This is a genomic window from Streptomyces sp. NPDC030809, assembly GCF_055572195.1.
In genome coordinates this window covers 90962-111388 of record NZ_JBVIDV010000023.1, presented here as the reverse complement: position 1 = coordinate 111388, position 20427 = coordinate 90962, and the positions used below count along the sequence as shown (strand labels likewise).

The 20427-nt window shown below is 75.5% G+C and carries 16 protein-coding genes and 1 pseudogene; 9 read left to right on the top strand and 8 right to left on the bottom strand.

Going from position 1 to position 20427, the window contains the following annotated elements; translation table 11 throughout:
• Positions 1-407: 407 nt before the first annotated feature.
• A complete protein-coding gene (locus tag ACZ407_RS27440; protein WP_468132771.1) occupies positions 408-953 on the top strand; it encodes a flavoprotein in 546 nt (181 codons plus the stop codon).
• Between the two features lie 98 nt (positions 954-1051).
• Here ACZ407_RS27440 and ACZ407_RS27435 read toward each other — a convergent pair whose 3' ends face one another.
• The gene (locus tag ACZ407_RS27435) at positions 1052-1429 is read right to left on the bottom strand and encodes a hypothetical protein (RefSeq protein ID WP_468132769.1); all 378 of its coding nucleotides are present in this window, start codon (positions 1427-1429) and stop codon (positions 1052-1054) included.
• Positions 1430-1495: 66 nt separating this feature from the next.
• Between ACZ407_RS27435 and ACZ407_RS27430 the strand changes: the two genes are divergently transcribed.
• The 3 genes and pseudogenes from ACZ407_RS27430 to ACZ407_RS27420 all read left to right on the top strand — a co-directional run bounded on the left by ACZ407_RS27430 (position 1496) and on the right by ACZ407_RS27420 (position 4958).
• Positions 1496-2431: a universal stress protein gene (locus tag ACZ407_RS27430; RefSeq protein ID WP_468132767.1), complete on the top strand. Its 936-nt coding sequence runs from the start codon at positions 1496-1498 to the stop codon at positions 2429-2431.
• 36 nt (positions 2432-2467) lie between these two features.
• A pseudogene (locus ACZ407_RS27425) lies at positions 2468-4540 on the top strand (prolyl oligopeptidase family serine peptidase); the annotation flags it as partial.
• Positions 4541-4652: 112 nt separating this feature from the next.
• Complete coding sequence (locus ACZ407_RS27420) at positions 4653-4958, top strand: hypothetical protein (RefSeq protein WP_468132765.1); 306 nt, start codon at positions 4653-4655, stop codon at positions 4956-4958.
• Here the strand turns inward: ACZ407_RS27420 and ACZ407_RS27415 are convergent.
• The 5 genes from ACZ407_RS27415 to ACZ407_RS27395 form a co-directional block, all read right to left on the bottom strand.
• Positions 4939-7674, bottom strand: a complete 2736-nt coding sequence (locus ACZ407_RS27415; protein ID WP_468132763.1) for a DNRLRE domain-containing protein — start codon at positions 7672-7674, stop codon at positions 4939-4941. The two genes, ACZ407_RS27420 and ACZ407_RS27415, sit on opposite strands and share 20 nt — an antisense overlap.
• Positions 7675-7829: 155 nt before the next feature.
• Positions 7830-8789, bottom strand: a complete 960-nt coding sequence (locus tag ACZ407_RS27410; protein WP_468132761.1) for a D-2-hydroxyacid dehydrogenase family protein — start codon at positions 8787-8789, stop codon at positions 7830-7832.
• A 46-nt stretch (positions 8790-8835) separates the two neighbouring features.
• Entirely contained in the window at positions 8836-11004 is a 2169-nt protein-coding gene (locus ACZ407_RS27405; RefSeq protein WP_468132759.1) for a bifunctional serine/threonine-protein kinase/ABC transporter substrate-binding protein, read from the bottom strand.
• Between the two features lie 9 nt (positions 11005-11013).
• On the bottom strand, positions 11014-13161 hold the full coding sequence (locus tag ACZ407_RS27400; protein WP_468132757.1) for a bifunctional serine/threonine-protein kinase/ABC transporter substrate-binding protein: 2148 nt from the start codon (positions 13159-13161) through the stop codon (positions 11014-11016).
• Positions 13161-13808 (bottom strand): hypothetical protein, encoded by a 648-nt coding sequence (locus tag ACZ407_RS27395; protein ID WP_468132755.1) that lies wholly within the window; start codon positions 13806-13808, stop codon positions 13161-13163. The genes ACZ407_RS27400 and ACZ407_RS27395 overlap by 1 nt, the downstream gene beginning before the upstream one ends.
• A 440-nt stretch (positions 13809-14248) precedes the next feature.
• On the opposite strand from ACZ407_RS27395, the gene ACZ407_RS27390 reads away from it, so the two are divergent.
• The 5 genes from ACZ407_RS27390 (at position 14249) to ACZ407_RS27370 (ending at position 18029) form a co-directional block, all read left to right on the top strand.
• Positions 14249-15118: a sulfurtransferase gene (locus ACZ407_RS27390; RefSeq protein WP_468132753.1), complete on the top strand. Its 870-nt coding sequence runs from the start codon at positions 14249-14251 to the stop codon at positions 15116-15118.
• Between the two features lie 86 nt (positions 15119-15204).
• On the top strand, positions 15205-15696 hold the full coding sequence (locus ACZ407_RS27385) for a gluconokinase (RefSeq protein ID WP_468132751.1): 492 nt from the start codon (positions 15205-15207) through the stop codon (positions 15694-15696).
• Between the two features lie 89 nt (positions 15697-15785).
• Positions 15786-16454, top strand: a complete 669-nt coding sequence (locus tag ACZ407_RS27380; RefSeq protein WP_468132749.1) for an ADP-ribosyltransferase — start codon at positions 15786-15788, stop codon at positions 16452-16454.
• A gap of 172 nt (positions 16455-16626) precedes the next feature.
• The gene (locus ACZ407_RS27375) at positions 16627-17007 is read left to right on the top strand and encodes a hypothetical protein (RefSeq protein WP_468132747.1); all 381 of its coding nucleotides are present in this window, start codon (positions 16627-16629) and stop codon (positions 17005-17007) included.
• A gap of 35 nt (positions 17008-17042) precedes the next feature.
• Entirely contained in the window at positions 17043-18029 is a 987-nt protein-coding gene (locus ACZ407_RS27370) for a hydroxyacid dehydrogenase (protein WP_468132745.1), read from the top strand.
• A gap of 362 nt (positions 18030-18391) precedes the next feature.
• Here the strand turns inward: ACZ407_RS27370 and ACZ407_RS27365 are convergent, their stop codons facing one another.
• The gene (locus tag ACZ407_RS27365) at positions 18392-19174 is read right to left on the bottom strand and encodes a sugar phosphate isomerase/epimerase family protein (protein ID WP_468132743.1); all 783 of its coding nucleotides are present in this window, start codon (positions 19172-19174) and stop codon (positions 18392-18394) included.
• Positions 19171-20229, bottom strand: a complete 1059-nt coding sequence (locus ACZ407_RS27360; protein WP_468132741.1) for a LacI family DNA-binding transcriptional regulator — start codon at positions 20227-20229, stop codon at positions 19171-19173. Before ACZ407_RS27360 ends, ACZ407_RS27365 begins: the two co-directional genes overlap by 4 nt.
• Between the last annotated feature and the right edge of the window lie 198 nt (positions 20230-20427).

Sequence of the window (20427 nt, the reverse complement as noted above, 5' to 3'; positions counted from 1 at the left end):
AAACAACCGCCACCCCCCCCCCCGTGAGGGGGGGGGGGGCTTGGGCTAGAAAACCCCCCCCTGCCCGGCGCCAGCCGGGATGCTCTTGGGGCTCCGCCCCAAACCCCGCTCCTCAAACGCCGGAGAGGCTGGACTTTGCCCCCGCCGGTGGACCGGCGCGGACCGTCGTGTCGGGGCTCCGCCCCAAACCCCGCTCCTCAAACGCCAGAGGGGCTGAATTTCCCCCGCCCGGTGGACCGGCGCGGGCCGTCGTGTCGGGGCTCCGCCCCAAACTCCGCTCCTCAAGCGCCGGAGGGGCTGGATTTCGCCGGACCGCGTCCGGAAAGCCGGGGTCCGGGGCGCAGCCCCGGTGATCTTGGGGGGTCCCCCCTCGCCGTGCGGCGACAGGCGTGTGATCGGATGTGGGCATGACGAGGACGCTGTACCTGTTCTGCTCCGCCGCCCCGCCCGTCTTCGACGTGGCCCGGGTGATCGAAGACGCGCAAGCGCGCGGCTGGGACGTGTGCCTCGGGCTGACCCCGGCGGCAGCCGGCTGGCTGGCCGAGAGCCTGGACGGGCTGGCCGCACTCACCGGCAACCCCGTCCGCTGGCACTACCGGCACCCGCTGGAGCCGAGCCCCTGGCCCGACCCGGACGCCGTACTGCTGGCGCCCGCGACCTTCAACACCGTCAACGCCTGGGCCCTCGGCCTCACCGACAAGTACGTCGTGGGCGTGGTCGCCGAGGGCATCGGCAAGGGCATCCCGACCGTCACGGTGCCGTGCGTGAACACGGCGTACGCGGCGCACCCGCAGTTCGAGCGGAGCATCGCCACCCTGCGGACCGCCGGCGTCCACGTCCTGTACGGGGAGGAGGGGTTCCACCCCGCCGAGCCGGGCAGCGGCCTCCCCGACGGCTTCCCGTGGGTGCAGGCCCTGGACGCCGTGGACGAGGCGGTCCCGGCCACCCGGTAGCGGCGCACGAGGACGGCGACGGCAGGTGAGCCGGTCGGCGAGCGGGCCGGTCGGCCAGGGCGGCCGCCACCGGCAACCGCACGGGGCGGGGCCCGGGTTCAGGCCCCCGCGTCCCGCCCCCGCGCGAGCAGCGCCGCCGCCGCGACCGTGGCGGTCACCGCGCCGGCCGCCATGAAGCCGCCGCGCGACCGCCAGGACAGCACCGACCAGCGGGACTGCGCGGACAGCAGGGAGCCGGTGCTCAGCCAGGACCCGGCCGAGATCGCGGAGAGCGCCGAGCCGATGGAGGCCGCCGACAGCACGCTGCCGACGGAGCCCACGGACAGCACCGAGCCCACCGAGCCGACGGACAGCACCGAGCCGACCGAGCCGATGGACAGGACGGAGTCCTGCGACCAGAGCGAAAGAAACGATCCGTCAGGACGGTCACACTGCCGCGCCGCACGCCGCCGCAGCTCCTCATACGCATCGGTCATGGCCTCATCCTGCCAGAGACGGCACGCCCTCGTGCGGGGTTCCGATCAAGGTGCAATGGTGGACGGATGACTGCAAATGACGCATCCCGGGACCCGGACGGCCCCATCGTCGTCGCCGTGGACGGCTCCGAGCACAGCCTCAAGGCGCTGGACTGGGCACTCGCCGCGGGCCTCGCGGCGGGCGCCGAGGTGGTCGTCGCGCACGTCCTGCCCGACCACGCCCAGATCTGGCAGGCCCGCCGCACCTCCGTACTCGGCGAACCGGCCGAACAGGCCCCGGACCCGGTGGCCGAGTCGGTACGGCGCTCCCTCGGATTCCGCGAGGGCCTGCCGCCCGTACGGTACGAGTCCCTGACCGGTTCGGTGCCCGACGCCCTGGACGCCCGGGCGGAGGGGGCCCGGATGCTGGTGATGGGCTCCCGCGGCCGCGGCGGGTTCGCCAGTCTCCTGCTCGGCTCCACCAGCCGGGTGTGCGCGACCCGGGCGTCCTGCCCGGTGGTCGTCGTACCGCACGCCGCCCGCGCCGCGAACCTGGCCGCCGACCCGGAGGCGGCCCGGGTGGTCCTGGGCCTGAACCCCGCCGAAACCGCCGACGAGGCGGTCGCCTTCGCCTTCCGGCAGGCCGCCGAGCACCGGCTGCGGCTGACCGCGGTGACGGCATACCTGGATCCGGTGGCCGCGCTGCCGCTGTTCGGTACGCCGGGGGCCGCGATGGCCGGGGTGCCCCTGGAGGACCCCGCCCCGATGATCCGGGAGGTGGAGCGCGCCCAGCAGGAGCGGCTGGAACCGTTCGCCCGGGCCGCGCCCGAGGTGGCGGTGGAGAGCGTGGTGGGGGCCGGGGACGCGGCGGGCCAGCTGGTCGCCCACTCCGAGACGGCCGCCCTGCTGGTGGTCGGCCGGCACCGCACCCGCCGGCACGCGGACTCCCTGCTGATGGGCGCGGTGGCCAATGCGGCCCTGCTGCACGCCCGCTGCCCGGTGGCCGTGGTCCCCGCCTCCTGAGCGGCCCTTTGCCGGTCCGCCCCCGCACGGCACAATCACGGTGTGATCGACGAGGACCCCTATCTCTGGCTGGAAGACGTCACCGGCCCGGCGGCGCTCGACTGGGTGCGCGAGCGCACCGCGGAGACCGTGCGGGCGGTGGCCTCCGAGCCCGGCTTCGCACACCTGCAGACCGAGCTGCGGGAGGTGCTCGACGCCCGGGACCGGATCGTGTACCCGCGCCGGCGGGGGGCGTACCTCTACAGCTTCTGGCAGGACGCGGAGCACGTCCGCGGGCTGTGGCGGCGGACCACGCTGGAGGAGTACCGCAGGCCGGAGCCGGACTGGGAGGTCCTGCTCGACCTCGACGCGCTCGCCGCGGCCGAGGGCGAGCCGTGGGTGTGGGCGGGAGCGCAGGTGCTGTACCCCGAGTACCGGCACGCGCTGCTGACCCTGTCCCGGGACGGGGCGGACGCGGTCGTGGTGCGCGAGTTCGACCTCGCCACCCGCTCCTTCCCGGCGGACGGCTTCCGGCTCCCGGAGGCCAAGAGCTCGGTGGCCTGGATCGACCGGGACCACGTGTTCGTGGGGACCGACACCGGTCCGGGGTCGATGACGGCCTCCGGGTATCCCCGTACGGTCCGGCGCTGGCGCCGCGGCACCCCGGTCGAGGAGGCCGAGCTCGTCCACGAGGTGGCAGGCGGGGACCTGTCGGTCTCGGCCTGGCGCGACCACACCGAGGGCTTCACCCGGGACTTCGTGGTCCGGCAGCGGGACTTCTGGAACAGCGAGCTCTTCGAGCTGGCCGCGGACGGCCGCCTGCTGCCGGTGGACCTGCCGCAGGACGCGTCGGCCGGCGTCCACCGGGAATGGCTGCTCGTCACCCCGAAGTCCCCGTGGCTGGGGTACCCCGAGGGCACCCTGCTGGCCTTCCGGTACGAGGATTTCCGGGCCGGCGGCCGGGAGGCGGTGGTCCTCTTCGCCCCCGACGAGCACACGGCCCTCGTCGGGCACGCCTGGACCCGCAACCACCTGATCCTCGAGATCCTCGACGACGTGGCCGCCCGGCTGGAGGTGCTCACCCCCGCGGACCGGGGCGACTGGCACCGCGAGCCGGCGGCCGCGGACCTGCCGCCGCTCGCCTCGGCGACGGTCGTGGACACCGATCCGGACACCGGCGACGAGTACTTCCTCGACGTGACCGGGTACCTCCAGCCGGCCACCCTGTACCGCGGGGAGATCGGCCGGGGCAGCGAGGTGGTCGGGCGGGCGCCGAGCCGCTTCGCCACCGACGGCCTGTCGGTGCGGCGGTACTTCGCGGTCTCCGCGGACGGCACCCGCGTGCCGTACTTCGTGACCGGCCCGGCGGAGGGTGCGGGCCCCCGCCCCGCCCTGCTCACCGGGTACGGCGGCTTCGAGACCTCGCTGACCCCCTACTACAGCGCGGTCCGCGGCCGGGCCTGGCTGGCCCGCGGCGGCACGTACGTGGTCGCCAACATCCGGGGCGGCGGCGAGTACGGGCCGCGCTGGCACCGCAGCGCCCTGCGGGCCGACCGGGTGCGGGCCTTCGAGGACTTCGCCGCGGTGGCCGAGGACCTGGTGCGCCGGGGGCTGACCACCGCGTCCGGGCTGGGCATCGAGGGCGGCAGCAACGGCGGGCTGCTGATGGGCGCCATGCTGACCCGCTACCCGCACCTGTTCGGGGCGGTGGTCGCGAGCGTGCCGCTGCTGGACATGCTCCGCTTCCACCGGCTGCTGGCCGGGGCGAGCTGGGTGGCCGAGTACGGCGACCCCGACGACCCGGCCGACCGGCCGCACCTGGCGGACATCTCCCCGTACCACAACCTGCGCCCCGGGCTGCGCTATCCGCCGGTGCTGCTGACCACCTCGACCCGCGACGACCGGGTGCACCCCGGGCACGCACGGAAGGCGGCGGCCAGGCTCCGGGAGCTGGGCCACCGGGTGTTCCTCCACGAGCAGACCGGCGGCGGGCACAGCGGATCCTCGGACCACGAGCAGATCGCCTTCCACGAGGCCCTCGTGCACACGTTCCTCCGGCTGCACCTCAGCGTGGACGGGGCGGAGACGGCGGGGGCGGAGACGGCCGGGGCGGCGGAACCGGCACCCTGAACTCCCGGCGTCCGCAGGGGTACTCGGGTGACGGGCACCTGAGTACCCGGGTGCGGGCCGCCTGAGTATCCGCGCCGATGGCCGGACCCGGTGCGGCCGGTGGAATGGGGGCATGACTTCCGAAGCCCCGCGCAGCGCCCGCCTCCAGCACGTCACCGTGGCCGGCACGGCCCTCGCCGCCGCCCTGCTGCCGCTCGTGGCCGGCATGCTGCTCGCGCGGTCCATGGCCACGGACCCCATGGCCCCGGTGAACGCGCTGATCACCAGCGGGGGCCAGCGGGCCCGGGTCTCGCGCGCCGAACTGCGCACCTGCCGGCACCGGGCGCTGCGCCGGATGTCCGTACGCAGGTCCGCCCCCGGCGCCGGGGGCGACGGGGGCGGACGGCGGCCGGCTGCGGCTACTGCGGGCCGAAGGTGAGGGTGAGCTGCGGGGTGCCCTCCGCGGCGGCGGCCTCGGAGGACCACAGCCACAGGGCGTCGCTGCCGCCGCCGGTGAGGGCGAGCGAGTACGGGCCGCCCAGCGCGGCGGCGACCGCGGCGGTGTTGAGCGCGGTGGTGTGCACCGCGGAGCCGTCGGGGATCCCGGCGAAGCTGCCGAGGACGGGGGCGCCGAGCGCCGGCCGGCTGGTGTAGGTGGTGCCGGACTCGGTCCAGTTGCCCGTGACGGGGACCACCGAGACGGTGTCGGCGGTGCCGGCCCCGCTCATGGTGCTGGTCTTGATCCGCAGGGTGGCGGACCTGAGCACGGTCCCGGCGGGCGCCGCGGGCAGGCCGAAGCGCAGGTAGCTCTGGTAGGGCGCGCTGCCGCGGACGGCGAGCGAGCCGGAGCTGCCGTAGTTGGTGTCCGGGGCGCCGGCGTTGGCGTAGGTGTCCTCGGAGGCGGTGACGGTGGCGACCGAGTCGGCCGGGGCCTTGGCCAGGGCGTGGTGGTTCTGCACCTGGGCGGCGGTGAGGACGGCCGGGTAGACGGCGGTCTCGTCCAGCTGTCCGGCGAAGAAGGTGCTCGCCGGGGCGTTCGGCCAGCCTGCGAGGCTGTCCCCGCCGGCGTGCCAGTAGCCGGCGACTCCCTGGTGGCCGGTGTTGGCGTGGGTGCCCTTGGCCTGTCCGTCGACGTAGAGGACCATGCCGGAGGGGCCCTGGGTGCCGACGACGTGGTGCCAGGTGTTGTCGTTGTACGCCTGTCCGGCGGGGGTGGTGATGGTGCGGAAGCCCCCGCTGTACGCCCCGAAGACCAGCCGGCCGTCGTTGGTCATGTAGATGTGCTTGTCATACCGACCGCTGCTGCGGGTGGTGTTGTTGCCGAATCCGATGAGCTTGCCGCCGCGGGTGGTGCCGGTCTTGAACCAGGTCTCCAGCGTGTAGCTGCTGCCGACGCTGGTGCGGCGGTCGCTGTGGATCTGGGTGTCGGTGCCGTTGAAGCCGATGGCGGTGCTCGCTCCGGTGATCGCTCCCGGGGTCTGGCGCAGGGCCGGGGAGTTCACGTGGATCCCGCTGGTGTTGCCGGACGCCGAGGAGTCGGCCACGTACGGCAGGACCCCGTCGTCGTAGCGCCAGTAGAGGGTGGCGCCGTCGGCGCGCACCCGGTCGGGGTAGGCCTGGACGGTGGTGGGCACGGTGACGGCGGCGGTGGCCGAGAGGGGGCTGGTGTTGCCGGCGGCGTCGGTGGCGGTGACCCGGTAGGTGTAGGTCTGCCCGGCGGTCACGTTCGTGTCGGTCCAGGAGGCCTGCGGGCGCAGGAAGAACAGCGAGTCGGCGGCCACGGTGCCCACCGGGGCGGCCCCGCCGTTGCGGTAGATCCTGTACGTGAGCCGGCTGTCGTCCAGGTCGAGGCCGGTGCGCCAGCGCACCTGCACCTCGCCGGGCTTCACGCTCCCGGCACTGGCGAGCGGGGTGCTCGGGGCGCCGGTGTCACCGGTGGAGGCGAAGCGGGTCAGGCCCTGCTGGGAGCGGCTGTTGACGGTGGTGAACTCCCCGCCCACCCAGAGGTACCGGACGGAGTTCTTCTCGCCGACGGTCATGGCCCGCGGGCCGAGGCCCTCTCCGATCCCGTCGTTGGTGTCGGGGGACCAGCCGAGCTTGCCGGTGCCGGTGGTGGGCTGGGCGAGCAGGTGGTGGCGCGGGCCGTCGGGGAACTCCCCGACGCTGGAGCAGTCGTGTGCGTGCGAGGCGCTGTAGAGGACGCTGCCGTACGACAGGACGGCCTGGGTGGCGCCGAGGCAGGTGTCGCGCCAGACCTGGTTGAAGCCGTTGTAGGTGAGGCCGATCCGGCCGTCGAAGACCCCGCCGCCGCTGCCCTCGTTGGCGGTGTAGTAGCCGTTCGCGTCGGTCTCGATGTCCTTGACGACGGAGTTGTTGTGGATGAAGCCCGCGGGGTAGGTCCTGGTCAGTGCGCCGGTGTCGGCGTCGGCGACGGCCAGGGCGTGGCTGGTGGCCCCGTTGACCGTGAAGAAGTCCCCGCCGAGCAGGACGTTCTTGCCGTCGGGGGTGAGCTCGACGGCGCGGCCGGGTTCGTCGGCGTTGGCGGTGAAGGGCTTGAGCGCTCCGTCGGCGGCGCCGACGGCGGCGAACCGCTGCCGGGGCTGTCCGGCCACCTGGAGGAAGTCGCCGGCCGCGTAGACGGTGTCGGCGGTGACGGCGAGGGCCCGGACGGTGGCGGCGAAGGCGGGCCTGAACCCGGTCTTGGGCGTGCAGGTGGCCACGTCGATCGCGGCGAGGCTGCTGACGGGCACGCCGTTGACGGCGCCGAAGTAGCCGCCCGCGTAGAGGGTCTTCTCGTCGGGCGACAGGACCAGGGTGCGGACGGTGGCGGTGCCGGTTCCGATGGTGAAGGACAGCTTGCACGAGGTCGGGGCGCCGGTCGCGGCGTCGAAGGCGGCGAAGTTCACCGCCTGCTGCTCGGTGCCGGCCGCCCCCTCGGGCGGCCGGACGGCCGAGAAGGTGCCGCCGGCGAAGACGGTGCCGCCGGTCTGGGCGAGGGCCCAGACGATCCCGTTGGGCTGCCAGGTCGGCAGGGCGTCGGCGGTGAAGGAGACGGGCGGGGTGATGGCCGCGGCCTGCGGCGCGAGCAGGACGGCGGTGCCGGCGGTGGTGAGCGACAGTGCGAGGGCGGCCGCCAACCCTCTTGATCCACGCATGAACCCCCCAGGGCGATGCCGGGTGCGGATGGCTTGAACGGTGCGGAACAGCGTTGGCTACGGGCGCAGAATAGGTGCGATCGACTGCTTGTATGTGCGGTTTGGTGCATCGGATACCGAATCGATCCCCCTGGGGAGGGCGGGGCCGCCGGGGCTCAGGGGAGCACGCGGAGGGGAGCACCGGCGAGGAAGGCCTCGATGCCCTCGACCGCCTGGCCGTAGTACGTACGGTAGTTCGCGCGGGAGACGTAGCCCAGGTGCGGGGTGGCCAGCAGCCGGGGCGCGGTCCGCATCGGGTGCCCGGCCGGCAGCGGCTCGACGTCGAACACGTCCACGCCGGCGCCCGCGATCCGGCCCGCGGCGAGTGCGTCGAGCAGGGCCTCCTGGTCCACGATCGCGGCCCGGGAGGTGTTCACCAGGTAGGCGGTGGGCTTCATCAGCGCCAGCTCCGCGGCCCCGATCAGGCCCCGGGTGCGCTCGCCGAGGGCCAGGTGCACCGAGACGAAGTCCGCTTCGGCGAGCAGTTCCTCCTTGGAGCCGGCCAGGGAGACCCCGGCCGCCTCGGCCCGCTCCTTGGTGAGGTTCTGGCTCCAGGCACCGACCTCCATGCCGAAGGCGAGGCCCACCTGCGCCACCCGGGTGCCGATCTTGCCGAGGCCGAGCAGGCCGAGCCGCTGCCCGTGCAGGTCGGCGCCGACCGTCTGCTGCCAGGGGCCGCCCCCGCGCAGCGCCGCGGCCTCCTGGACCAGCCCGCGGGCCAGGCCGAGCAGCAGGGCCCAGGTCAGCTCGACGGGCGGGGTGGAGGAGCTCTGGGTGCCGCAGACGGTCACCCCGTGCGCGGCGGCCGCGGCGTAGTCGATGACGGAGTTGCGCATCCCGGAGGCGATGAGCAGCCGCAGGCGCGGCAGCCGGGACAGCAGGGAGGCGGGGAAGGGCACCCGCTCGCGGAGGGTGACGACCATGTCGAATCCGGCCAGGGCCGCCGCCAGCTCGTCCTCGTCGGCGAAGTGCCGGGTGAAGGGGACCACCTCGACCCGGCCTTCGAGCCGGCTCCAGTCGGCCGACTCCAGCGCGGCCTGCTGGAAGTCGTCGAGTACGGCGCAGCGCAGGGTCATGGCGGCGGGCTCCTTCATCGGGTGGACGGATCGGACCGGGTCCCTTTCATGATCCCTTCTCGGCCGGCACCTCGGCATAGGGGCCCAGGAACCGGAAAGCCCCGCCCTCGGCCCGGTACAGGAAGGCGGTGTTCTTGTGGCTGAGGGTGTGGGTGTCCGCGACGAATTCCAGCCGCTTGGCGATGCCCTCGTACGGGGTCCGGAACAGCCGGACGGCGAGCGCGGCCCGGTTGACCGACTCGGCGTTCAGGGCGCCCAGGGCGGCGGCCAGCAGGCCCACCGCGTCGTGGGCCTCGGCCGCCCAGCGGCCGGGGGCGCTCCGGTGGGCGGCCCGGTACGCGGCGGTGAACTCCTTGCCCGCGGGGACCGCCGCCGGGTCGGTGAACAGGGCGGCGAAGGCCCAGCCCCCGGCGGTGGCCCCGGCCCCGGCGAGGAAGGCGGGTGCCATGAGGTGGTGGGTCCCCACCCGCGCCCCGGTGAACCCGGCCGCGGCGAGGGCGCGGGCCAGCCGGGCGGCGCGGTCCGGCGAGGTGCCGGCGAACACGACCGCGTCGGACCGCGCGGCCCGAACGGCGGCGGCCGCGGCGGCGAACCCGCTGTCGTCGGCGGGCAGCCGGTGCGTGGTGGCGGTGCCCTCGGAGGGCGGCGCCTCCATCAGGTCGCTGGCCAGCCGCTGGGCGAAGGCCCCGCCCGCCGGGTCGAGGACCACGGTGGTGCGCAGCGAGCGCCGGACCGCGGTCAGGTAGCGGATGACCGGAATCGACATGCCGCCGTCGTCCGGCCGGGTCAGGCACACCGTGCGCTGGCTGGGCAGGCTGACCTCGGTGCCGCTTTCGGAGACGACCACCAGCGGGGCACCGGCCTTGGTGCAGGCGGCCGCCACGACGGGGACGGCGCCGCTCCAGGTGGGCCCGATGAGGGCGAGGATGTCCGGGTCGGCGAGGAGGCGGGCGGCGGCCTGCCCGGCCCCGGCCGCCGTACCGCGGTCGTCGGCGACCCGCAGCTCCAGCCGGAAGGCCTTGTCGGTACGGGCGTTGTGCCGGTCCACGGCGATCCGGGCGCCGCGCTGCTGGGCTGTCCCGGACTCCCGGCCCGGTCCGGTGAGGTCGGCGTGGAGGGCGAGGGTGCGCAACGGCACCGGGCCGCCGGTGGCCCCGCTCCGCGGGCCGCCGCCGGGCCCGGAGCGGGTGCTCAGCCACAGGACGGGGGCGCCGATCGCCACGAGTGCCCCGGCCGCCAGCAGGCCGCGGCGGGCGAGCCGGCCGGCCGGGGCGGGGCCGGCGGCCACCGTCTCGGGTTCGGCCCCGCCGGCCCGGGTGGCCTCGGGTGCGGGCAGGTCCAGGGCGCGGGCGGAGCGCTCGGCGATGAGGCGGGGCAGGGCGGGCGGCAGCCACTGGGCACCGGGCAGGCCCTCGGCGGACAGGGTGCGGCGGACCTCTTCGGCGGTGGGCCGCAGGGTGGGGTCCTTGGCGAGGCAGGCGCCGATGAGCCCGGCCAGCTCGGCGGGCACCGCGTCGAGTCCGGGGGCTTCGTGGACGGTGCGGAAGACCACGGCGGCCGGGTGGCCGGTGCCGAACGGGCCCTGGCCGGTGGCCGCGAAGCACAGGACGCAGCCCAGGGCGAAGACGTCGGCGGCCGGGCCGGGTCCGGGGTCGGCGGCCCGGGCCTGCTCGGGCGCGAGGTAGCCGGGGGTGCCGACGAGGGCGTCGGTCGCGGTCAGCGCGGTGGCTCCGGCCTGGCGGGCGATGCCGAAGTCGATGAGCCGGGGGCCGTCCAGGGCCAGCAGGATGTTGCCGGGTTTGACGTCCCGGTGGACGAGCCCGGCCTCGTGGACCCGGGTGAGGGCCTCGGCGAGGCGGGCGCCGAGGGACCGTACCGTGGGCACGGGCAGCGGGCCGTGCAGGGCGACCGCCTCCGCCAGCGAGGGCGCGGGCACGAACGGGGTCGCGAGCCAGGGTTCGCGGGCCTCCGGGTCGGCACCGACCACGTCCACCACCCAGGGGCTGCGCACCCGGGCGGCCATGGCGGCCTCCCGCCGGAACCGGGCCCGGAAGCCGGGATCGGCGGCGTACTCGGCCCGGATCACCTTGAGGGCGACCAGGACCCCTTCCGGGGACCGGCCGAGGTACACCGTGCCCATGCCTCCGGAGCCCAGCCGCCCGAGCAGCCGGTGTCCGCCGATCGCCGAGGGGTCGGCCGGGGTGAGGGGTCTCACGGGGGCCGGCTAGGTCTCGGGGGCCTGGGGCACCGGACCGACGTAGCGGATCCGGCCCCGTTCCACGCGGTGGAGGTAGGAGGTCACGGTCTTGGTGCGGCCCTCCTCGTCGAAGGCGTACGTCCGGGCCAGGCCCCGGTGGCCGGCCTTGGCCACGGCCGTCAGCAGGTCCGCGCGGGCCGGGCGGCGGCCGCCGCGGGCGAGGGCCGTCAGCTGCTCGGCGAGCAGCAGGGTGACGTCGTACGCCTCCGCGGTCCACACGGCCGGGGCGGTGCCGTACGCCTTGCGGTGGGCGCGGGCGACCACGGCGGTCTCCGGGGTGTCGGCGCCGGTGTACGGGGCGAGGAACTCCCAGCCCTCGGCGGCCGGTCCGGCGCTGCGCAGGAACTCCTCGCCGGCGACCGCGTACTCCGCCACGCGCGGCCCGCGGAACCCGGCCTCGGCGAGCAGCCGGGCGGTCTCGGCGGCGCCCCGGGCGGTGCCGGTGTAGAAGAACCCGTCGGCCTTGTGGCCCAGCATGTCCTTGACGACGGGGGCGAGTCCGGCCCCGCGCGGGACCACCCGCGGGTACGCGGTGGCCCTCGGTGCGTACGAGGGCACGGTGGCGTCCACGAGGTAGGCCAGCTGCCAGCTGTCGGTGTCCCCGGCCCGGTCGACGAGCACGCCCAGGGTGCCCACCTTCCGGCGGACGAGCAGCTGCATGTTCACGGCGCCCATCTGCGCGGAGGTGGGCGGGCAGGTCTGGAAGAAGGAGCGCCGGTTGGCGAGGCCGAAGATCACTCCGGCCGCGGAGACCGTGAGCAGCGGCAGGGAGTTCTCGGAGTACGCCTCCAGGACGGGAGTCACCGAGGCGTTGCCGGTGGGCCCGATCACGGCGAGCACGTCGCGGTCCCCGGTCAGGGCGGCCGCGGCGCGCGGGGCCCGCGCCGGGTCCCCGCCGTCGTCCTCCGTGCGCACGGCCAGCGTGAACGGCTTGTCCTTGCGGGAGTTGAAGGCGGCCACGGCCAGCCGCACCCCGCGGTCCTGGGCCCGTCCGGCTGCGCGGCCGGGTCCGCTGAGGTCGGCGTGCACGCCGATGGTCCAGCGCCGGGGCGCCGGTCCCGCGGGGGTCTTCGCGTCGTCGTCACCGCCCGCGAGGTAGGCGGCCAGTCCTCCGCCGGCCGCGAGGACGGCGGCGCCGGAGGCGAGGGCGAGGAAGCGGCGGCGGCTGCCGGGGGCGGCGGCCGCGGGCGCGGCCCCCGGGTCGGCGAGGGTCTCCTCGATGCCCGGGAGGGCGAGCAGCAGCGCGGCCCGCTCGGCGATCGCGGCGACCACGGGGTCGGGCAGCCAGTCGGCGGATCCGCCCGGCACGTCCTCGGCCAGCAGCCGGTCCACTTCGGCGGCGGTGGGGCGGGCGGCGGGGTCCTTGGCCAGGCAGGAGGTGAGGAGGCGGGCGAGTTCCCCGTCGGCGATGCCCTCCGGGCCGAAGGAGGGCTCGTCGTGGACGGTGCGGTAGAGCAGGGCGTCCACGGCCCCGGTCCCGAAGGGCGGGTGGCCGGTGGCCGCGTACGCCAGGAGGCAGCCGAGGGAGAACACGTCGGCGGGCGGCCCGGCGGGCGCACCGGAGGCCTGCTCGGGCGACAGGAACCCCGGCGTGCCGACGATCACGTCGGCGGAGGTGAGGGCGGTGTCCTCGCCGCCCCGGGCGATGCCGAAGTCGATGAGCCGCGGCCCGTCCACCCCGAGCAGCACGTTGGCGGGTTTCACGTCGCGGTGTACGAGGTCCCGTTCGTGCAGCACGGCCAGCGCCTTGGCCAGGGCCGAGCCGAGCACCCGTACGCTGCGCACGGGCAGGGGCCCGTGGGCCGCCACGGCCTCGGCGAGCGAGGGGCCGGGCACGAAGGCGGTGGCCAGCCAGGGTTCGGCCGCGTCCGGGTCGGCGCCCATGACCTCGACCACCCAGGGGCTGCGCACCCGGCCGGCGGTGCCGGCCTCGCGGCGGAACCGGGCCCGGAAGTCGGACTCGTCGGCGAGGTCCGCGCGGATCACCTTGACCGCGGCGAGGGCTCCCTCCTCGGTGCGGCCGAGGTAGACCACGCCCATGCCGCCGGAGCCCAGCCGGCCCAGCAGCCGGTATCCGGCGATGCGGGAGGGGTCGGAGTGCAGGAGGGGATCCATCAGTCCGCCTTCCCCAGCTCGTTCTTGGCGCGCTCCATCATCCAGGAGTTGCCCTGCGCGAGGAGCGGCATCAGCTCGTCGCCCTTCACCCCGGTCCCGCCCTTGGCGGAGACGGCCACGGTGACCGGGCCGTACTGGCCCTGTCCCCACATGTAGGGGTAGGGGCCGGCGTCACCTTCGCCGTAGAAGTTCCCGTACTCGTTGAAGGCGTCCTCGGTCCACTTGTTGGTGCCCTCGCCGTAGTAGAGGGTCGTGCCCAGCAGGCCCTTGAGCCGCTGGTCGTCGCGCAGCTGCTGGTCGGGGCAGCGCATGACCTCCTCCATGGCCCGGGCCACCTCCCAGGCGGACTCCTCCCGGGAGCGGTGGACGGTCACCGTGGCGCTCAGCAGGACCTCGCCCCGGCTCGGCGTGGCCGGGAGGTGGAACCACCGGGTCCGGGTGGCCAGGACGTCGGCGGGCAGCGGACCGGTCTGCCAGACGCAGTCCGCGTCGAGGCGGGGGAAGCGCTCCGGATCGCTCTCGTAGGGGCTGCTCGCCACGACTCCCGGGCCCATCAGCCGGCTGTCCGCGATGACGCGTCCGATCACGGCGCGGGCCTGGGCCGCGGTCTTGGGGACCTTCGCCTCGTCGAGCGGCGGGAAGGTCACGGCGGGCGTCGCCCCCGCGCCCGGGGAAGCGGAAGCGCCTGCAGTCGGTCCGGTGCCGGTACCGGTACCGGTGCCGGTGCCGGTGCCGGACGCGGCCGGGGTCGGCCCGGAGGGCGTGGCTCCGCGGGCGCCCGACGCGGGGCCGTCCGAGCATCCGGACAGGGCGAGCAAGGCGGCGAGCGCGCAGGCGGCAGCGCCTCTGGTTCCGTACGCGTTTCCCACTGGACCCCCCAACGGGCCTGATCTTACGCCCGGTTGGCGGGGCGCGGCGAGGTAATGCGGGCACCGGTGCAGCGGCGGCGGACGCCCCCTGCGGCCGGGGCGGGAGAGGGGGCCGGGACGGGGCCGCGGCGGGTCCCGGCCGGCCCGCCCGGCGCCGGATACGATCTTGCCGGCGCGACGGCATGCGCACGCCAGAACTCTTCGAAAGGCGGCCTCCGATGGACGGCAGGAATCCGCAGCACGGCAACCCGCCCGGTCCGCTCGTCGGTGCCGGCTGGCTCGCGGCCCGCCTCGGCACCCCCGGCCTGGTGGTACTCGACGCCTCGGTCGGCGCGCAGCGCGAGGCCGGACGCCGGATCCCCGGGGCCCGGCCCTTCGACATCGACGGCGCCTTCTCCGACCACGCCTCGCCCCTCCCCCACACCATGCCGGCGGCGGAGCGGTTCACCGAGGAGATGCGGGCCCTCGGGGTGGACGAGGAGGCCGCACTGGTCGTGTACGACGCCGCGGGGATCTACTCCAGCGCCCGCGCCTGGTGGATGCTCCGGGCGATGGGCTTCGACCGGGCGGCCGTCCTCGACGGCGGGCTGCCCGGCTGGGAGGCCGCGGGGCTGCCCGTGGAGGACGGGCGGCCGGAGTACGCGGGCCCGCGCGGCGGGTTCACCGCCCGGCCGCGCCCCGGGCTCGTCGTGGACGCCGCCGCGGTGGCCGCCGCGCTCGCCGATCCGGACACCGCCGTGCTGGACGCCCGTACCCGGGAGCGCTTCGCCGGCACCGCGCCCGAGCCCCGGGCCGGTCTGCGCGGCGGGCACATGCCCGGTTCGGTCAGCCTGCCGTTCGGTGAACTCCAGGACGCGGAAGGCCGGATGCTGCCGCCCGGCGTGCTGCGGTCCGCGTTCGAGGAGGCGGCCGGGGAGCGGGAGCGGCTGGTGTTCAGCTGCGGTTCGGGGGTGACCGCCTGCGTGCTGGCGCTGGGCGCCGAGCTGGCGGGGTACCGGGACACGGCCGTGTACGACGGCTCCTGGAGCGAGTGGGGGCTGCCCTCGGGACGCCCGGTCGCGACCGGTCCGGCCGGGCCGCGGCCGTGACCGGGGCCAGGGCTGGGGCCGGGGCCGGGGCCGCGGGAGGCGCGGACGCGGGAACTCCGGTCGGCGGAACGCCCGTCGTCGCGGTGATGGGGGTGTCGGGGACCGGAAAGACCACGGTGGGCCGGCTGCTCGCAGAGGCGCTGGGGGTCCCGTACGCGGAGGGCGACGCCTTCCATCCCCCGGCGAACGTCGAGAAGATGGCGGCCGGGCGCCCGCTCGACGACGCGGACCGGATGCCGTGGCTGGACGCCGTCGGGCAGTGGGCCCGCGGCCGGGCCGGCCGCGGCGGGGTGGTCTCCTGCTCGGCGCTGCGGCGGGCGTACCGCGACCGGCTGCGGGCTGCGGCCCCGGGGCTGTGGTTCGTGCACCTCACCGGGGACCGGGAGCTGATCGGCTCGCGGATGGCGCGGCGCACCGGCCACTTCATGCCGGTCTCGCTCCTCGACTCGCAGTTCGCGGCACTCGAACCGCTGGCGGCGGACGAAGCCGGGGTGTCCGTCCCGGTGACCGGCTCTCCCGCAGAGGTGACGGCCCGTGCACTGGCGGCGCTGCGGGGGCGCGCGGCGGCGGACGCGTAGCGCAGGCGGGGTCGCAATCCGCGGATGACACGCTCACCTTCGGGTGACGGTGCGGGTGCTGCGGCGGACCGGCCGACAGGGTGGCGGCCATGATCACCACCGCATTGCGACGCCGCGCCGTCGCGCTCACCGCCGCCCTCGCCGCCGCCCTGCTGCCCGCTGCCGCCGCCCACTCGGCTCCTGCGGCCGCGCCCGCAGTTGCTCCCCTCCACGGTTCGGCCCCGCATGCCGGACCCTTCCGCGCCGCCGCCCCGGCCAACTCCTGCCCGCGTGTGACGGACCACCTCTTCGCCGCCGCCGACCTGCGCGCCGAGATCGAGCGCATCACCCCGTCCCCGTCCTGGCGCATCAACTGCAAGCAGTTGTACCGCTCGGACAGCAGGCCGCCGGAGGTGGTCTTCGAGTCCGGGTTCCACCCCCGGGACACCGTCAACGGGCAGTACGACATCGAGCAGTACGTCCTGGTCAACCAGCCCTCGCCGTACGTCTCCACCACGTACGACCACGACCTGTACAAGACCTGGTGGAAGAGCGGCTGGAACTACTACATCGACGCCCCGGGCGGGGTGGACGTGAACCAGACCATCGGGGACACCCACAAGTGGGCCTCGCAGGTGGAGGTGGCGTTCCCGGGCGGCATCGCGCGCTCGTTCATCGTCGGGGTGTGCCCGGTGGACAAGGTGAAGAAGACCGAGATCATGTCCGAGTGCGTGGACAACCCGCACTACGAGCCGTGGCGGAACACCTTCCCGGGCTGATCCCGGACTCGAGGGCCGGGGCCCCGCGTCCCCACCGCCGGTGACGCTCCGGCGGGACACCGGGGCCCCGGCGGCCCGCGGCCGGGCGCGGCGGCGGCACGGAGTTCTTGTCCCCTGGGGACACGGCTGCGCACGTGGTGCACGTACACGTACTCTCGGAGAGGGGAAGGCGGTGCTCGGCTCCCGCTCCGCAGTGCGCGCAGTCCATGACGGTGTGCGCGGGGTGGACCCGGTACGCGGTCCTGCCGTGCTTGCGGGCCGTCTCGACCAGCGCGGTCTCGGTGGCGCCGATCGCGGCACCGGCCGCCTTGCGGGCCAGGGTGGTCTTCGCCGGGAACGTCGGCTTGGCGTCCTCCACCGCGAGGTGGTCGAATCCCCGGACCACTGCCTTCGCCCGCTTGCGGGCGGTGCCACGCCGCTGCCGCTGCCGCTGCCGCTGCCGGGCGATCTTGGGAGAAATCAGGTGACCGTTCCGCCGTCCACCTTCACCGCCGTCTTCCTGCCGCTGCGGCGCTTCCGGCGCTCGGGGCCGGCCGCGGGCGCCGTCGGATGACCGGCCGTACGCGGGCGCCGCGCACGGTGCTGGCGATGAGTGCGCAGACGCGGGAGGCGGTGCTCGGACCCGGGCAGCTGGCGGCGCTGGCCGCCGTGGCCGACGTGGATCCCGGGCTGCTCGTCACCGACTTCGGTGCGCCGGGCGCCGACGTGGCGGATCGGCTGCGGACGGCGGAGGTGCTGTTCACCGGCTGGGGCTGCCCGCCGTTGGACGGCACGGCGCTGCTGCGGATGCCCCGGCTGCGGGCGGTGGTGCACGCGGCGGGCAGCGTCAAGGGCCATGTGACCGAGGCCTGCTGGCAGCGCGGACTGCTCGTGTCGAGCGCGGCCGCTGCCAACGCGCTGCCGGTCGCCGAGTACACGCTCGCGGCCATCCTGTTCGCGAACAAGCGGGTGCTCGAATCGGCGCACGCGTACCGGGCCGCGCGGGGGCCGGTGGACGTCCTCGGCCGGTTCCCGTCGGTGGGCAACTACCGGCGCACGGTCGGCATCGTCGGAGCCTCCCGGATCGGGCGGCGGGTCCTGGAACTCCTGCGCCCGTTCGACTTGGACCTGCTCGTGCACGACCCGTACGCCGAGCCGACGGAGCTCGCGGCCCTGGGCGCCGCACCCGTGTCCCTGCCGGAACTGCTGCGCCGCAGCGAGGTGGTGAGCCTGCACGCGCCGGCGCTGCCCGAGACCCGGCACCTGCTGGACGCCGGACGGCTCGCGCTGATGCGGGACGGGGCCACGCTGGTGAACACGGCGCGCGGCAGCCTGGTGGACACGGAGGCGCTCACCCGCGAACTGGTGGCGGGCAGGCTGCACGCGGTGCTCGACCACACCGAGCCGGAGGTGCTGCCCCCCGACTCCCCCCTCTTCACCCTCCCGAACGTCCTCCTCACCCCCCACGTGGCGGGCTCCCTGGGCGGCGAACTCACCCGCCTGACCACGCTGGCCATCGAAGAACTCACCCGCTACGCGCAGGGCGTCCCCTTCCGCCACCCCGTGAACCCGGCCGACCTCACCCACTCGGCGTAACCCACCACCACGGGCCCCGGCCAAACCCTGCCGACACCGGCCACAGCCAGCGGCACGGCCAAGCCCCGCCGGCACCGGCCACGACCAGGACCACGGCCAAGCCTCGCCGGCACCGGCCACGACCAGGACCACGGCCAAGCCTCGCCGGCACCGGCCGACCGGCAGCACCGGCCACACCAGCGGCACCGGCCACAACCAGCCCCTCCGGCGCTTGAGGAGCGGGTCCGGGCAGAGCCCGGTGACCCGGCAAAACCCAGCCCCGCCAGCGCTGATGGCGCAGGAGCAACCTCCAGCCCGGCCGCCCCTTGAGGCGCGGGTCCGGGCAGAGCCCGGCGACTCGGTCGAGCCGGATCACGCCGTGTTCAGGCCCCGCCCACCAGCGCACCCAGGTACGCCCGCCCCGCCCCCAGCAGCCCCGGCAGCTCCGCCACCCCCGGATACCACCGCTTCTCGTACTCCCAGCACAGCCACCCGTCCCCCACCTGCGCCACCGCCTCCGCGAGCGGCAGCACCCCCGCCCCCAGCGCCAGCGGACTCGTGTCCGACCGCGAGGCCACGTCCTTGACCTGCACATACCCCAGGTGCCCGCGCAGCACCGCGCACGTGGCCGCCGGCTCCTCACCGCCCAGCCACGTGTGCAGCACGTCCCACAACGCGCCCGCACCCGGGTGCCCGACCCGGTCCAGTACCCGGGCCGCATCGGCCCCGGTGCGGTGCGAGTCGTGGGTCTCCAGCAGCACCCGCACCCCGTGCCCGTCGGCATACGGGGCCACGGCGGCGAGGCGCCGCACCGCGTTGCGGTCGGCGATCGCCTTCGGGGCGCCGCCCCCGCCCGGGAAGACCCGTACGCACGGGGCACCCAGCTCGGCCGCCAGTCCGACGAGTGCCCTCAGCTCGGCGAGCAGCGGCTCGTCGGGCCCTTCCTCGGCAACCCGCGCGTACCCGGCCAGTCCGAGCACGGACACCCCTTCGTCTGCGAACACACCCCGCGCCGCGACCCGTTCGTCCGCGGTGGAGCGCAGGTGGAGCGGCTCCTCGGGGTGGATCCGCAGCTCCACCCCGTCGAAGGCGTGCGCGGCCGCGAGCCGGGCGGTGCGCGCGAGGGCCGCGCCGGGCAGTCCGAGGGTGGAGAACGCGTACTTCACGGCCGGGACCTCTCCTCCGGACGCGGCGGTGCGGTCGAGCCGCGCACCAGCAGCTCGGTGGGCAGGGTGCTCACCCCGCCGTGCGGCGGCCGCCGGCGTCCGGTGACCAGCTCGCCGGCGAGCGCCCCCGCCTCGCGGAGCGGCACCCGTACGGTGGTCAGCGCCGGGGCCACGTCCACGCAGAACGGCAGGTCGTCGAAGCCCGCCACGGACACGTCCGCGGGGACCGCGAGGCCCTCGTCGCGGAGGGCGGCGGTCACGCCCGTCGCGATGGTGTCGTTTGCGGCGACGACCGCCGTGAACCCGCCGCCCCGGCGCAGGAGTTCGCGCGTGGCGTCGTACCCCGCGGCCCGGTCGAAGGGCGCGTGCAGGGTCAGGGGTGCGCACAGCGCGGGAAGCTCCGGATCGCGGGCGCGCAGCGCTTCGCGGTGCCCGTCGAGGCGGGCCCGCGTGGTGCTGAGGGCCGGCGGCCCGGCGACGTAGGCGATGCGCCGGTGGCCGAGGTCGAGGAGGTGGCCGGTGAGCCGGGCGGCGCCCCCGCGGTCGTCGAACCGGAGGGTGCTGACGGGCAGGCCGCCGGGCAGGTCCAGGGGCGGGCGCCCGCACAGCACGACGGGGGTGCCGGCCCCGGCGATCCGGGTGATGCGGGCGGCGAGCGCGGCGGTGTGCCCCGGCTCCTCGACCGCGCCGCCGGTGAGCACGATGCCCGCGGCCCGCTGGCGCTCCAGGTGTGTGAGGTGGGCGAGTTCGGCCTCGGGCGCGCCCGCCGTGCTGCACACGACGGCGAGTTTGGCGCCCAAGGACTGCTGCAGGGCCGCGGCCAGCACTCCGAAGTACGGGTCGGCCACGTCGTGCACGAGGACGCCCACCAGGTCGGAGGTGGCTCCGGCGAGCGCCCGGGCGGGGCCGTGGGCCACGTAGCCGAGCTGTTCCATGGCCCGTTCGACGCGGGTGCGGGTGCCGCCCGCCACGGGGTAGTTGCCGTTGAGGACGCGGGAGACCGTCGCGGGTGAGACGCCCGCGTGGGATGCGACGTCGGCGAGGGTCACTGCCATCGTTGTCCGCCCTTCGGAAGGCAGTTCGGAAAGCGCTTTCTTCATTCGAACAGGTGATTGTGCGGGTGGTGGGCGCCACTTTACCGTGGGGAGGACAGAAAGCGCTTTCTATCAGCTTTCCATGCGCGTTCAAGGCGCTTTTCATGCGCTTTCCGTGCGGCACTTCCACGACCGGATCGAGGCACACACAAGGGGGCA